Below are 14,566 nucleotides of genomic sequence, written 5' to 3' on the forward strand. Positions count from 1 at the left end.
ACTCGGGCAGCCGGCCCCCGCACCTGGACATGGTGGAGGATCGGGCGACCGTCCGCTACTGCGATCACGAGGGCCTGCCGGCGGCGATCGAGGGCGCGCACGTGCTGCTCCTGTGGGACTTCTTCTCCTCCGCCGTGCGTGGGGTGTGGGACCGGGCGGGCGCGCTCCGCTGGATCCACGTGGCCGCGGCCGGCGTGGACCGGCTGATGTTCGACGCGCTCGTCGACTCCGACGTCGTGGTCACCAACGCCAGGGGCGTCTTCGACCGGCCCATCGCCGAGTTCGTCCTGGGCTCGGTGCTCGCCTTCGCCAAGGACGTCCACCGCGGCCACGATCTGCAGCTGGCGCGCACCTGGCAGCATCGCGAGACCCTGACAGTGGCGGACAGCACCGCGCTGATCGTGGGCACCGGCGCCATCGGGCGCGAGATCGCCCGGCTGCTGCGTGCCGTCGGCATGCGGGTCCGCGGCGCCGGCCGTACGGCGCGCGCCGCCGACCCCGACTTCGGCGAGGTCGTCGCGGGCGGCGACCTGGCCGCCCACGTCGGCTGGGCCGATCACGTGGTCCTGGTCACGCCGCTGACCGAGGAGACCCGCGGACTGGTCGACGCCGAGGTCCTCGCCGCGATGAAGCCGACCGCCCACCTGATCAACGTCGGCCGCGGCCCCTGCGTGGTCGAGTCCGACCTGATCGCGGCCCTGTCGGCCGGGCGGATCGCGGGCGCGACCCTGGACGTGTTCGACACCGAGCCCCTGCCCCAGGACCACCCGCTGTGGGGGATGCCCGGCGTGGTGGTGTCCGCGCACATGGCCGGCGACGCGGCCGGCTGGCGCGACGCACTCGCCCGCCAGTTCGTGGACAACGCCCTGCGCTGGCTCGATGACAAGCCCTTGATGAACGTCGTCGACAAGCGCCTCGGCTTCGTACCGTCCGGGCCGCGGTGAGGACAGCGGTGAGGATAGGGGAATGAACGATCTGACCCGGCTGACCGCCACCGAGCTCCTCGCCGGCTACCGCGACGGCCGTCTTTCCCCTGTGGAGGCGACCCGCGCCGCTCTCGACGCCATCGACGCGGCTGACGCCGAGGTGAACGCGTTCGTCTTAGCCGATCCGGACGGGGCGCTGGCGGCGGCGAAGGAGTCCGAGGCCCGCTGGCTGGCCGGGCGCCCCCTCGGTCCGGGCGACGGCGTGCCCACCTCGGTCAAGGACATCCTCTACACCCGCGGCTGGCCGACGCTGCGCGGCAGCGTCCTCATCGACGAGAACGGGCCCTGGCCCGACGACGCCCCCGCCGTCGCCCGGCTTCGCGAGACCGGGGCCGTGCTGCTGGGCAAGACCACCACGCCGGAGTTCGGGTGGAAAGGCGTCACCGACTCCCCTCGCCACGGCGCCACCGGCAACCCGTGGAATCCGGCCCTGACGTCCGGAGGATCGAGCGGCGGCAGCGCCGCGGCGGTGAGCCTCGGCATGGGGCAGTGGTCGCTCGGCACCGACGGCGGCGGCTCTCTGCGCATTCCCGCCGCCTTCACCGGCACGGTCACCGTCAAACCGACCTTCGGGCTGGTGCCCCTGTGGCCCGCCAGCCCGTTCGGCACCCTCTCGCACGTCGGCCCGATGGCCCGGTCCGTCACCGACACCGCTCTCCTGCTCGACGTCATCACCGGCTTCGACCCGCGGGACTGGTCGGCGCTGCCCACTCCTGCCGGCTCGTTCCTGGACGGCCTGGAGGGCGGGGTTCGCGGCCTGCGCGTCGCGTTCTCCCCCGATCTCGGGTACGTCCGCAACGACCCGGAGGTGGAGGCCGCGGTCCGGGCGGCGGCCGCCGTGCTCGCCGGGGCCGGGGCCGAGGTCGAGGAGGTCGATCCCGGCTTCTCCGACCCCCTGGACGCCTTCCACGTCCTGTGGTTCGCGGGCGCGGCCAAGGTCATCGAATCGTACGGGCCGGACGCCCTCGAACGGATCGACCCCGGCCTGCGCCGCGCCGCCGAGCGGGGCGCCGCCTTCAGCACCGCCGACTACCTGGACGCCATCGCGGTCCGGGTGGAGCTCGGGGCACGGATGGGAATCTTCCACCGGACCTACGACCTTCTGCTCACACCGACCCTGCCGATCACCGCGTTCCCCAAGGGCAGGGACGCGCCGGAGGAGTGGCCCTCGACGGACTGGACCAGCTGGACCCCGTACACCTACCCCTTCAACCTGACCCAGCAGCCCGCCGCCGGCGTGCCCTGCGGCTTCACCTCCGCCGGCCTGCCCATCGGCCTGCAGATCGTCGGCCCTCGCCACGCCGACGCCCTCGTGCTGCGCGCCGCCCGCGCGTACGAGCGCGCCACGGACTGGACGTCGGCCACGCCACCGCTTGCCTGAAGCGGCCTCGCGATTTTCTTGCGCGGAGACGTCGAGAGCCGAGCCGTCCGCTCCGACCCCCCTGGGTACACCGACAGGGCGCCGAGCGGTCGGCGCGGAGAGGACTGACCATGGGACGACCAGTGGTGCACTTCGAGATCATCGGGGGCGACCCCGAGAGGCTGCGCGGCTACTACGGCGAGCTGTTCGGGAGGGCAACGTCATCGCCGGTCCGTCGGCGGTGTAAATGAAATATTTGCTATTGATCTACAGTAATCCGGCGAACTGGGAGCACCCGCTGTTCCTGTGCGATCCGCGGTTCCTGGCCATGCCGGTGGAAGAGCGCGACGAGCCGGCCAGGCAGGCCGACCGCGCCGGCCGGCAGAGCGGCCAGGCGTCGCGTTCGGCAGGCGTGAGGCTCATCACATACACTCTGTCCAGCGGTTTCGCGGCGGTGGCCGGATCGTCTGACCACCCGTCTGACCTCGGCGGAGCATCAGGCGACCGGCTATGAGATCGGGCGCGATCGCGGCCCTCGTCGGCACCCTGCGGCGCAGGGCAAAACCATAAGAAGAAAGATCATGCGAACTTTCGCGACCCTCATAGCCGGTCTCGCGTTCGGCCTGGCCGCCTGCGGCTCGTCCGTCGGCAGTGAGCCCTCAGAAGGCGTCAACATCGGCATGTCCGTGTCGACGCAGAACAACCCCTACTTCCTCCAGTTCCGCGACGGCGCGGAGGCCGCGGCACAGAATTTCGGTGTCAAGCTGACTGTCACCGACGCCCATAACGACGCCTCCCAGCAGGCGAGCCAGATCCGGGGCTTCACCAACCGGCACATGACGGCGATCATCATCAACCCGGTCAACTCCGACGGGATCGGCCCGGCGGTCAAGGCTGCCGGTCAGCTCGGCATCCCGGTGATCTCGGCCGACCGCACGGTCAGCGGCGCCGAGGTGGCTCAGACCCTGACCTCCGACAACTTGGCCGGAGGCAAGCTGGGCGCCCAGGAGCTGGCCAAGCAGCTCGGCGGGAAGGGCGAGGTGGTCGTGCTCCAGGGCACGGCCGGCACCTCCGCCTCCCGCGAACGCAGCCAGGGTTTCACCGCGGGCATCGCCGCGTACCCGCACATCAAGGTCGTCGCCAAGCAGCGGGCCGACTTCCACAGGGTCAAGGGCCAGCAGGCCATGACCAGCCTGATCCAGCGTCATCCCGGCATCACCGGCGTGTTCGCGGAGAACGACGAAATGGCGCTGGGCGCGGCCCAGGCTCTGGGGCCGAAGGCGGGGCACCAGGTCAAGGTCGTGGGCTTCGACGGCACGCCGGAAGGCATCAAGGCGGTGCGGGCGGGCACGTTGTCCGCCACGGTCGCCCAGCAGCCCAGGCTGCTCGGCTGGCAGGCGGTGGACGGCGCCATTAAGGCGGCGAGGGGCCAGATCATCGCGAAATCTGTGGCAATTCCCGTCAAAGTAGCGACCAAGGAGAACGCCCGGGAGTTCTGGACTTTCTAAAAAATCAGGCGCCGGGGCCCGCGCCATCGGCACGCCGCGGCGTCACGCCGGGCAGCCTGAAACAGCTGGAAAACGTTGTCTATACTCCACGACCATGGCCAGGAGGGGCGAGAACCGCCCGAACACGATCCGGGACGTCGCGGCGCGCGCCGGCGTGTCCGTCTCCACGGTGTCCAGGGTGATGGCCGGAGACTACCCGGTGGCCCAGGCCACGAAGCAGCGGGTGCAACGGGCGATCAAGGAGCTCAACTACGTCGCCAACACCCATGCCCGCGCGCTGGTCGCCGGCGGCACCCAGACGGTGGCGTTCATTGTCAACGACGTGCGCGGGCCGGCCTTCGCCGCCGCCGTGCACGGGGCCGAGCAGGAGGCCGCGCGCCGCGGGCGGCTGTGCCTGGTGTGCACGACCGAGGGCGACCCCGAGCGGGAGCTGGCCGCCGTCCACCTCATGCGCGAGCAGCGCGCGTCGGCGGTGATCCTGATCGGCGGGGCGATCGACGACGGCGCCTACCGCGCGCGAATGGCCCAGATCGCGCACTCGCTCGACGCGGCGGGATCGCGGCTGGTCCTGTGCGGCCGGCCGCCGCTGGGTGACGGCATCCCCGCCACGGTCGTGGAGTACGACAACGAGTCCGGCGCCTACGGGGCGACCGCCCACCTGCTGGCCCGGGGCCACCGGCGGGTCCTCTTCCTCGGCGGGGAGCCGGCGTTCACCACGACCGCGGGCAGGCTCTCGGGATACCGGCGGGCGCTGGAGGACAACGGCGTGCCCGTCGATCCCGGGCTGATCGAGACGCAGGTGGAGTTCACCCGCGCGTCCGGCTACGAGCACGTGCGCAGGCGGCTGAGTTCGGGGCCGCCGTTCACCGCGATCTTCGCCGAGACGGACATCGTCGCGGGAGGTGCGATGGCCGCGATCTTCGAGGCGGGTCTGAGCGTGCCCGAGGACATCTCGCTCGTGGGCTACGACGACATACCGCTGGCGACTGACCTGCGGCCGCAGCTGACGACCGTACGCGTGCCGTACGAGGAGCTGGGCCGCAGTGCCGTGCGCCTGGCGCTGGAGCTGAGGGAGGGACGGGCGAGCAGCGGCTCGGAGCAGCATGCCGTCTTCGGCACCCACGTCGTGGTGCGCCGGTCCGTGGCGCCACCCGCCCGCTAGAGGATCAGGCCCAGGCGGTGACGGCCGTGAAGGAGCTGTCGTCGCGGAATCCGGCCGTGCCGTCGTAGGCGTCCACCCAGAGCTCGTAGTCGCGGTGCCGCAGGAAGCGGCCGGGGTAGCCACTCGATTCGAGCCGCACCGAGCCGCTCGCGGTGCCGGGGACGGCGTAGAAGGTGGCGTCGGCCTTGAACACGGCCGTGCCGTCGTCGGCGGCCAGACGCACCCGCCATCCGTAGTGGCGCAGGTACTGCCCGTTGGCGGCGCGCAGGGAGTAGCCGTTCGGCGCGGCGAGCCCCGGCACGATCGTGAAAGTGGCGTCCTGCCGGGTCTGGACGTCGCTGGAGGCGCTCACCTCGTGCAGGTAGCCCAGGTTGTTCTGGTGCCTGATGAAACGGGTGGGGTAGTTGACGGAGCGCAGCGACCTGGTCGTTCCCGTCGGGAGGGCGGCGGTGCCGGGGACCCTGGCGTGCGTGAGCGTGCCGAACCCGAGCTGGTCGAAGCCGCCGCTGTTGGGCCCGTAGTCGCCGCCGCCGCCCTCCGGCCGCACCTGGGCGACGAACGCGGCCGAGTACGGCATGGCCAGGCCGCGTCTGATCGCGTAGTGGTTGTAGACGGTCTCCCAGACGGGGCGCACCTCGCCCCGGCTCGCCGAGGAGATCACGGTCTGCGTCTGCTGGGCGCAGTTCTGGCCGGTGCCCCAGGTGTAGGCGGTGAACGGCACGTCCTCGCCCAGGTTGTACTTGGCGATGTACTCGCACGCCTGCATGAACCGGTTGCCGGCGTAGCCGTACAGGTCGATGCCCTGGTTCCAGGCCATCTCGCAGAAGGCGCCCATCTGGCCGACGCCCATCGTGGTGTGGCCCTGGTCGCGCCCGCTTTCCTGCCACTGCGCGAGCCCGCCGCTGTGCAGGAACGGGATGGCGTGCATGATCGAGCCGTTGCCCGCGCCCGTCTTGAAGTATGTGACGGCCCGGTCGATGAGGTCCTGGCGGTCGCAGAGCACGCCGATGGCCAGGATCGAGTTCATGGTGCACAGATCCCAGTTGGCCCAGTAGTTGGTGATGCAGGCGTCGTTGTGGTTGGTGAGGAAGCTCTCGTTGATCGGGTGGAAGACGTTGAGCATCATCCGCTGGAAGCGGGCCAGGTCGAAGCCGCTGTAGCCGCGCATGATCTCGCCGACGTTGGCGAACTGGTAGCCGTAGATGCCGGCGGCGAGGAACCGGTCGGCGTTGCCGGTGACCGTGGCGAGCGTGCCTGACCAGGCGTTGAGGATGTCGCGTGCCTTGTCGCCGTGCGCGGTGCTGCCGCTGACCTTCCAGCGCAGCGCGTTCTGGTAGGCGGCGTGGATGTCGTTGTAGAGGATGCCGTAGTTCTGCCCGTCGCCACCGCGGATGATCGTCGCCTGCGGGTTGGGGGTCCAGGTGCTCTGGGAGTGGGAGTTGGCCACGAGCCTGTCCCAGCCCGCCTTCCACGGCTGGGCTCCGGCGTTGACCATGGAACGCATGCGGTCGAAGTCGGCCTGGGTGTGCAGCAGGCCGGGATGACTGGCCGCGGCGGCGGGTTCGGCGCGGACGAGCAGGGCCGCGCCGGCGGCGAGCCCGGTACTGAGCCCGGCCTTGAGCGCGGTACGGCGGCTGACGATGGGATTGCGTTCGGACATGACCTCTCCTCGGGGGATGCGGAAAGGGGGCGGTACGGCGGGAGCCGTACCGCCTGGTCAGAGGCTCGCGAGCGCGACGCGCAGCCGCTCGGCCGCGGCGTCGATCTGTTCCTGACCGGCCAGGTCTGAGCGGGCGTGCTCCAGCGCGGCGGTCAGCTCGGGGGTGTACCGGCTCGGGTCGACGGCCTCGGCCTCCTTGATGAGCAGGTCGAGCAGGGTACGGTCATCGATCGTGAACAGGAACTCGATCTCGGCCACATTGGCGTTGCCCGACGGGAAGGCGACGCGCAGCCACGGGTAGGCCGCGGTCCGGGAAAGCGGGACGGAGTACCACTGCGCCGTGTCGACCCCGCTGACCGTGTGCAGGTCGGTCCAGGTCGCGCCGCCGTCGGAGGATCCCCTGAACACGGCGCCGTTCAACCGCGTGACGTGCGTGGAGCGCGTGTGGTAGCCGGCCCGCAGCGCATGCGTGCTATCGGACTCGGGGTCGCCGAACGTGACCACGTCCACGTATCCGGCGGGCAAGGGGGCGGTCGCGACGGCCGCCGCGGGCGACACGGCGAGGAAGGGCAGCAGCAGGGACGCGGCGAGCAGGCCGGCTAAACAGCGCCGTGTGCGCATGGCGGATTGATCTCCTGACACGGGGGGTGATGCCTTCGGGCTGAGGGCGATAGAAAACGTTGTCCTCCGACATTAGGCTGGAGTTAGATAAGCGACAAGAAGCCGTTACCTAGGCGTTACACGGCCGAACGCTCCGCAGCGCGTCTATCCAGATGCGTTTCCCCTGCTCCCAACCCGAATATGGCGCTTGTGAGATTGACGCGCGAAACGGGATACACCTCCTCCCCTTGCCGACTCGGCGGCTCACGCTTAGTCTGACGGCACTTCAATAGACACCGGTCTCTACTGGATTCAGCACTCGACGAGGCATGAGAGGAGCGCCCCCTGACCTGACTGCAGCTCCAGCTGGAAGACGTGACGGCGCTGGATCTCGGCTCGGTACGGGGTGATGTCGTACTCGACCGTGCCGAGCCTCCTGACGACCGTCAGCTCCCGGAGCCTGCGGCTCCTTGGCTGGATGCGGTAGGCCGTACCGGAGACTAGACCGTCGACTTGGCTCGGCGGGAGGTGACGACGTAGGCGACGCTGAGGATGACGAAGAACGGGACGCCCGCCCACCACGCCGGCCTCAACGGCTCGATGAACAGCGTCGAGACGAGCACCGCGGCGAGGAAGAGCATCACCACCACGGACGTGACGGGCGCGCCCCAGAGGCGGACCGGTGACGGCGGCAGCCCCTGGGCGGCACGGGTGCGCCGGAAGGCGTAGTGCGTCACCAGGATCAGCAGCCACACCACCAGTGCGCCGAACACCGACACGCCGAACAGCGCCAGGTAGGCCCCGCTCTCGCTGGCCGCCGAGACGACGGCGGCGAGCGCCAGGCCGAGCGCCGACAGCGCGAGCGCGTTGCGCGGCACGCCGGTGGCGCTGAGCCGCCCGGTCCAGGCGGGGGCGTACCTGTTGGCGGCGAGCGAGTGCATCATCCTGGTGGTCAGGTAGAGGTTCGTGTTGGCGCTGGACAGGGCGGCGGTCAGCACGACGAAGTTCATGACGGTCGCCGCGGCCGGGATGCCGGCGGCCGAGAACACGCGGACGAACGGGCTCTCGGTCACCGAGCCGCCCTGGGCGGTGGTGGTCCACGGCACCACGGTGAGCACGATCGCGATGGCTAGCACATAGAAGAGCGCCAGCCGGGTGATCATGCGGCGGGCGGCGCGCGGGATGTCGCGCGCCGGGTTCTCCGACTCGGCGGCGGTGACCGAGACGACCTCGGTGCCGATGTAGCTGAACAGCACGAACACCATGGCCAGGAACAGCCCGCTCATGCCGTTGGGCAGGAAGCCGTCGTGGGCGGTGAGGTTCGAGACGCCGGTGGCGTCGGCGCCGGGCAGGCCGACGGTGATGAGGACCACGCCGAGCAGGATGAACACGATGATGGCCACGACCTTGATCATCGCGAACCAGTACTCGACCTCGCCGAACAGCTTGACCGCGGCGGCGTTCATGGCCAGCACGATGGCCGAGAAGACCGTGACGGGCAGCCACAGCGGCAGTGACGGCCACCAGAACTGGACGTAGATCCCGGCCGCGATGACCTCGCCGCCGATGGCGATGACCTGGATCGTCCAGTACGTCCAGCGGACCACGAATCCCGCCCACGGGCCCAGGTACCGGTGTGCGATGACCCCGAACGCGCCCGCCTCGGGATGGACGACGACCATCTCGGCCAGCGACCAGCCGATCACCAGGGCGACGCCCGCGCAGATGACGTAGGCGACGATGGTCGCCGGGCCGGCCTGGGAGATCGCCAGGCTGGAGCCGAGGAACAGCCCCGTGCCGATCGCGCCGCCCAGGCCGATCATGGTGAGCTGGCGCCCGGTCAGCCTGCGTTGCAGGCCGGATTCGTTGTCCACTGGAGACCTCTCAAGAGGGGTGATCAGCCCCTGCGGCAGGCGCTGATGGCTTCGACGGCCGCGTCCACGTCGGACCGGTCGTTGTAATAGTGGAAGGACAGCCGCAGCAGGTCACCCCGCGGCGCCGTCCAGATGCGGCGCTCTGCCAGCCGGGCGGCCAGTTCGCCGGGGTCGTCGTCGGCGATGGCCACCTGCGGGCCGCGCGCTCCGGCCGGGCTCGCCACCCGCACGCCGGCCGCCGCCAGCCGCTCCGCCAACTCCTCGACCAGGGCGGACACATGCTCCTGTACGGCGTGCAGGTCCACGCGTTCGATGAGGTCGAACCCGGCGTTGGCCGCGTACGCGGACGGGATGGGCGGCGTGCCGGTCTCGAAGCGCCGGGCGTCGCCGGGGAAGTCGAGCAGCCGGGGATCGAACGCGAACGGTTCGGTGCGGCCGAACCAGCCGGTGAGCTCGGGCTCGCGCTGCTGCTCCATGCCGCCGCGGACGTAGAGGAAGGCGATGCCGGGCAGGCCGAGCAGGTATTTGAGCGCCCCGGACGCCAGGTAGTCGCAGCCGAGCCGCTTCACGTCGATCGGGGTGACGCCGGTGCCCTGATAGGCGTCCACGAACACGCGCGCGCCCTGCTCGTGCGCCAGCCGTACGACGTCCTCGACCGGGAGGCGGGCGCCGTTGCGGTAGGTGTGCAGCGGTACGGACACGAGGTTGACGGTCTCGTCGATGACCTGCTCGTAGGCCTCGGCCGTGACGTTCTCGCCGGTGTCGGCGGCCACCCTGACCTTGGCGCCGCGCTTGCCCTGGGCCAGCCACACGTGCGCGATCGACGGGAACTCCAGGTCGTTGGTGACGATGCCGGGCCGCTGCGACCAGTCGAGAGAGGAGGCGGCCTGGAAGGCGGCCTCCGAGGCGCACGACAGCACGGCCACCTCGTCCGGCTCGGCGCCGATGAGCCTGGCGAACCGCTCCCTGGCCCGGCCGACCTCCGCCATCCACAGCTCCCAGGGGGCGCCCCTGTCCCGCAGCGAGTGACCGATCTCCTGCAGCGCGTACGCGAGCCGCGACGACAGGGCACCCTGGCTGCAGCTCGCCAGGTGCACGGAGTCGGACAGAGAGGGAAACTCGGCCCGGAACTGGGTGGCGTTCAGCATGTGCGACATTTCGGGCACCTTATCGGCCGGTTTTAACCAGGTCAATACATCTTTAATGGCATTGACGCCTGCCAAGGATAGGATCGGCGCGTGATTGGCGCCAGGATCCGCAAGCTCCGCACCGAGCGCGGGCTGACTCTCGCCCAGCTCGCCGCGGCGGCGGGCGTGTCGAGCGGGCTGATCAGCCAGGTCGAGCGCGACCTGGCCGATCCCAGCCTGGAGACGCTCAGGAAGATCGCGAAGGTGCTGGACCTGCCGCTGTTCAGCCTGTTCCAGGAGCCCGACGCGGCCGCGGTGGCCGTGATCCGGCAGGACGCGCGGATGCTGGTGAAGTCCCCGGCCGGCGGCATCACCTACACCCGCGTGTCGCCCGGGCACGGGCGGCTGGAGGTGCTGGAAGGGCACCTGATGCCCGGCGGGTCGTCGGCCGCCGAGCCGTGGTCGCACCCGTCCGAGGAGTGCGTGCTGGTGCTGCGGGGGCGTCTCGTCGTGGAGGTGTCCGGGGTGGAACACCTGCTGGAGGCGGGCGACAGCTGCTACTTCGACTCGTCACTGCCGCACCGCTACCTGAACCCGGGCGAGGAACCGGCCGACTTCCTGATCGCCGCCACTCCCCCCAGCTACTGACCGACGGCCCTCTACCCCCGCCAGATCCGCTGGTAGGCGGCTCGGAAGCCGGGCGGATCCCACGACGTGGCGCCGTTCACGTTCTCCGCCGTGGTCAGGTGCACCGGCGGCACGTAGCCGCTCGGCGGGCGACCGGCGAACGCGCGGTTCAGCTCGTCGACGATCTGGCTGCCCTGCGCGTTCAACGGCTCCGGGACGGTCGCCTGCTGGAACCGCCGGTCACGGATGCGCTCGAAGGCGGATGGATCGCCGTCGCCGGCGCCGACGGAGTAGGGAGGACCGCCGCCCGGCCTCCCGGCGGCGCGCAGCGCCGGAGCGGCGTCGGCCAGGTAGACGTCGTTGATGGCCACTGAGTGCGTCCAGCGATCGCCGAACCGCGCCAGCAGGGAGGAGATCGCCTGTGGCATGCGGCTGCCCGCGTCGGGGAGCGGGATGTTCTCATAGGAGAGGAGCTTGACGCCGGAGCAGCTCAGCAGGGTCTCCTTGATGAGCTGGGACTTGTTCTCCGCGAAGGGGATCGAGGAGTCGGTGAAGATCACGACGCCCGCGTCGCCGTCCGACCTGGCGATGACCCAGTACGCGCTGATCCTCGCGACGTCCTCCACCCGGGTCGTGACATTGGTGAAGAGCTTGGGATGCCCGCTGGGGCCCGGGGAGTTGGTCGCGTGCCATCCCACGAGCGGGATGCCGGCGTCGTTGGCCTGCTTGACCTGCAGAGCCACGGAATTCGGGTCGAACCCCCCGATGACGATCCCCGATGGCCGAAGGGCGACCGCCTCGCCCAGGGCCGCGCGTATCCCGGCAGGGGTGCCCTGGCCGTCGATCACGCGGAAGCTCCACCGTACGAACCGGGCGGCTTCCCGCACCCCGTTGGCGGTGCCGGCCACGCCGGGGTTGGTCATGGTCGACGCGACGAAGACGATGCTCTTGCCGGGTACGGCTCGCGGCCCGCTCGTGGGACCGTCCCAGGCAACGTTCGTCGCCTCGGCCCGCGCGACCGCCCGCGTGGCGGTGCGCACCACAGCGGGGCACGGGCTCGTCAAGGCGGTCCGGCCGGGAGCGGCCTGCTCTGAGCCGCGCGAGCAGCCGCCCGCGACCACGGCGGCCAGCGCCAGCGCCAGCGCACCCCGGATGAGGTTCATGCCTGGCTTCTCCGGCGCCGCGCGGAGTAGCCGGCCAGCCCGACCGCGATCAGCAGGGTGATGCCGTTGAACAGCGGTGTCACCCAGAACTCCGCCCCCAGCTGGCTGATGCCGGACAGCCCGATGGCCAGGACCGCGACGGCGATGACGGTGCCCCAGGGGTTGGGCCGCCCGGGTTTGATCGTGGTGGAGCCGAGCAGGGCGGCGACGAACGCCGGCAGCAGATAGTCCAGCCCGACGCTCGGGTTGCCTATCTCCTGCTGGGCGGCGAACAGGATCCCGGCGAAGCCGGTCACCAGGCCCGAGATCGCGAAGGCGAGGATGACGTACCGGCGGATCGGGATCCCGACCAGTTCGGCCGCTCGCGGGTTCGAGCCGATGACGTAGAGGTAGCGGCCCACGGCGAGCCGCTCCAACATGAGCCACAGCACGGCGGCCAGGGCGAGGACGTAGAAGGCGGGTGTGGGCAGGGTGAGGAACGTGGAGTCGTAGAGGCCGGTCAGGCCCTCCGGCAGGCCGTGGGGACCGGGGAAGATCCGGGCGCCATGGGTCACCCAGCCCGTGACGGCGTACAGGATGCTGCCGGTGCCGAGAGTCGCGACGAACGAGTCGATGCGGACGAACTCCACGAGCAAGCCGTTGGCCATGCCGACCGCGGCGCCGCCGGCGAGCACGACCAGGCAGGCCTGGGGCCACGGCCACCCGGCGTTGACGACGAGGAGCAGCGTCATGACATGCCCCAGACCCAGGCCGTACCCGATGGACAGGTCGAAGTGCCCCGTGACGATGGGGATCGTCGCGCCCAGCGCCAGGATCGCGATGACCGAGTAGGCGGAGACGATGGCCGTCAGGTTGGCCATCGTGGGAAACGTGTCCGGCAGCACGATCGCGAACACGGCGAACAGGATGACGGCCAGCGCGAGCAAGCCGTAGCCGCCGATCAGCTGGCCGGCGGAGAGCCGCCGCCGGGGCGTGGGATCGTTGATCAGCAACGGCCCGTCCCGTAGGTCGTGGCCGCGCGGGCGAGGGCGGCGACGGTGAGGGCGTCACCGCTCAGCTCGGCGGTCACCGCTCCTCGCGCGAACACGAGGGCACGGTCACACATGTTCACAACTTCCTCGAAGTCGGCCGAGACCAGGATCGCCGCCATCCCGGTCGCCAGGGCCTCGTCGAGCAGCCGGTAGATCTCGGACTTGGCGCCGACGTCCACGCCGGCCGTGGGCTCCTCGAGGATGAGGAGACGGGGGCGGCCCTTGAGCCACCGCCCGATCAACACCTTCTGCTGGTTGCCGCCTGACAGATCGTCGAAGGGTGCTTCCGTGTCGGCGGGGCGAACGTGCAGACGCGTCATGAGCCCGGCCGTCTCCGCGCGCTCGCGACGCGGGCTCAGCAGGCTCAGCGGCGCTCGGCCGCGCATCCCGGGGTTGGCCAGGAGGTTCTCCCGTACGCTCAGGTTCCCCGCCGCTCCCTCCTCCTGCCGGTTGCTGGTCACGAGGCCGACCCCCGCGTCGACGGCGGCTGAGACCGAGGCGGGCCGGTACGCGTGGCCCGCGAGCAGCACGTGGCCTGACAGCATGGGGCACGCGCCGGCCAGCACGCGCCCGATCTCCCAGTGCCCGGCGCCCGTGAGCCCGACGAGGCCGAGCAGTTCTCCGGCTCGAAGGGCGAACTCGGCCGGGCCCGCCTGGCTGGTGCGCACGTCGTCCAGGCGGAGGAGGACCTCTCCTGGCCTGCGGGCGTGGCGCCGGTGGCGCTTGCTGTCCCGTCCGACGATGTCACGTACGAGATCGGCCGGATCGCGGCCGGCAAGGGCGCCCTGGCTGACGAGGCGCCCGTCGCGCAGGACGGCGACCCTGTCGGCGATCCGGTAGACCTCGTCGAGCCGATGCGTGACATACAGGATCCCGTGACCGCGCTCGCGGAGCGCACGCAGGACGTCGAAGAGACGGCCGCGTTCCGCGTCGGGCAGGGAGGCGGTCGGCTCGTCCAGCACGACGATCTTCGCCTCCGTGGCCAGCGCGCGGGCGATGGCCACGAGCGACCGCTCCGCGCGTGTCAGGGGAGCGATCCGCTCGGCCGGGTCGAGGTGACAGGCGACGATCCGGAGAGCCTCCGTACAGCGGTCATCCATCGCGCGCCGGGATATGAGGCCGCCGCGCCGGGCGTATCCCGTGCCGAGGGCGATGTTCTCCGCGACGGTCATCCACTCCACGAGGCCGAGATCCTGATGGATGAACGCCATGCCGGCGGTGGCGGCCCGGCTGCCCAGCGGGTGGCCGGCCACGACCACCTCTCCCCCATCGGCCTGATGGATTCCGGCCAGGATCTTGATCAGCGTCGACTTGCCGGCGCCGTTCGCGCCGAGCAGGGCGAGGATGTCGCCGCGGCGCAGCTCGAGATCCACGCCTTCGAGCGCGCGGATGCCGCCGAACTGCTTGCGGAGCCCCCGGATCCGGATGAGCGGGTCGGGGATGGCCGCCGATCCCGGCGTGGTCATTT

The 14,566-nt window shown here is 70.7% G+C and carries 13 protein-coding genes; 6 read left to right on the plus strand and 7 right to left on the minus strand.

Features of this window, described 5'->3' with window-relative positions; all coding sequences use genetic code 11:
* The first annotated feature begins 29 nt into the window (after window positions 1–29).
* From ACQPWU_RS38215 to ACQPWU_RS38235, 5 genes are all read left to right on the plus strand, one after another.
* Entirely contained in the window at window positions 30–944 is a 915-nt protein-coding gene (locus ACQPWU_RS38215; RefSeq protein WP_433445390.1) for a D-2-hydroxyacid dehydrogenase, read from the plus strand.
* A 22-nt stretch (window positions 945–966) separates the two neighbouring features.
* A complete protein-coding gene (locus ACQPWU_RS38220; protein ID WP_433430388.1) occupies window positions 967–2,367 on the plus strand; it encodes an amidase in 1,401 nt (466 codons plus the stop codon).
* 226 nt (window positions 2,368–2,593) lie between these two features.
* Window positions 2,594–2,860 carry a hypothetical protein gene (locus ACQPWU_RS38225; RefSeq protein WP_433430390.1) on the plus strand — a complete coding sequence of 89 codons (267 nt, stop codon included), beginning with the start codon at window positions 2,594–2,596 and terminating at the stop codon, window positions 2,858–2,860.
* A 67-nt stretch (window positions 2,861–2,927) separates the two neighbouring features.
* Entirely contained in the window at window positions 2,928–3,854 is a 927-nt protein-coding gene (locus ACQPWU_RS38230) for a substrate-binding domain-containing protein (RefSeq protein ID WP_433430391.1), read from the plus strand.
* Window positions 3,855–3,948: 94 nt separating this feature from the next.
* Entirely contained in the window at window positions 3,949–5,016 is a 1,068-nt protein-coding gene (locus ACQPWU_RS38235) for a LacI family DNA-binding transcriptional regulator (RefSeq protein WP_433430392.1), read from the plus strand.
* Between the two features lie 4 nt (window positions 5,017–5,020).
* Here the strand turns inward: ACQPWU_RS38235 and ACQPWU_RS38240 are convergent, their stop codons facing one another.
* From ACQPWU_RS38240 to ACQPWU_RS38255, 4 genes are all read right to left on the minus strand, one after another.
* Entirely contained in the window at window positions 5,021–6,676 is a 1,656-nt protein-coding gene (locus ACQPWU_RS38240) for an AbfB domain-containing protein (RefSeq protein WP_433430393.1), read from the minus strand.
* A gap of 57 nt (window positions 6,677–6,733) precedes the next feature.
* A complete protein-coding gene (locus tag ACQPWU_RS38245; protein ID WP_433430395.1) occupies window positions 6,734–7,297 on the minus strand; it encodes a hypothetical protein in 564 nt (187 codons plus the stop codon).
* Between the two features lie 479 nt (window positions 7,298–7,776).
* Complete coding sequence (locus ACQPWU_RS38250; RefSeq protein WP_433430397.1) at window positions 7,777–9,150, minus strand: amino acid permease; 1,374 nt, start codon at window positions 9,148–9,150, stop codon at window positions 7,777–7,779.
* Window positions 9,151–9,173: 23 nt separating this feature from the next.
* Window positions 9,174–10,307, minus strand: coding sequence for an aminotransferase class V-fold PLP-dependent enzyme (locus ACQPWU_RS38255; RefSeq protein ID WP_433430399.1), 1,134 nt, complete (start codon window positions 10,305–10,307; stop codon window positions 9,174–9,176).
* A gap of 81 nt (window positions 10,308–10,388) precedes the next feature.
* Here ACQPWU_RS38255 and ACQPWU_RS38260 point away from each other — a divergent pair, with 81 nt between their 5' ends.
* A complete protein-coding gene (locus ACQPWU_RS38260) occupies window positions 10,389–10,925 on the plus strand; it encodes a helix-turn-helix domain-containing protein (protein ID WP_433430401.1) in 537 nt (178 codons plus the stop codon).
* Between the two features lie 11 nt (window positions 10,926–10,936).
* Here the strand turns inward: ACQPWU_RS38260 and ACQPWU_RS38265 are convergent, their stop codons facing one another.
* From ACQPWU_RS38265 to ACQPWU_RS38275, 3 genes are read right to left on the minus strand one after another with little or no spacing between them, the layout of a single operon-like run.
* The gene (locus ACQPWU_RS38265; RefSeq protein ID WP_433430402.1) at window positions 10,937–12,067 is read right to left on the minus strand and encodes a substrate-binding domain-containing protein; all 1,131 of its coding nucleotides are present in this window, start codon (window positions 12,065–12,067) and stop codon (window positions 10,937–10,939) included.
* On the minus strand, window positions 12,064–13,059 hold the full coding sequence (locus tag ACQPWU_RS38270; protein WP_433430404.1) for an ABC transporter permease: 996 nt from the start codon (window positions 13,057–13,059) through the stop codon (window positions 12,064–12,066). The genes ACQPWU_RS38265 and ACQPWU_RS38270 overlap by 4 nt, the downstream gene beginning before the upstream one ends.
* Entirely contained in the window at window positions 13,053–14,564 is a 1,512-nt protein-coding gene (locus ACQPWU_RS38275) for a sugar ABC transporter ATP-binding protein (protein ID WP_433430406.1), read from the minus strand. The genes ACQPWU_RS38270 and ACQPWU_RS38275 overlap by 7 nt, the downstream gene beginning before the upstream one ends.
* Between the last annotated feature and the right edge of the window lie 2 nt (window positions 14,565–14,566).

Origin of the sequence: Nonomuraea sp. CA-141351 (assembly GCF_050944675.1) — a bacterium.
In the GTDB taxonomy this organism is placed as follows: domain Bacteria; phylum Actinomycetota; class Actinomycetes; order Streptosporangiales; family Streptosporangiaceae; genus Nonomuraea.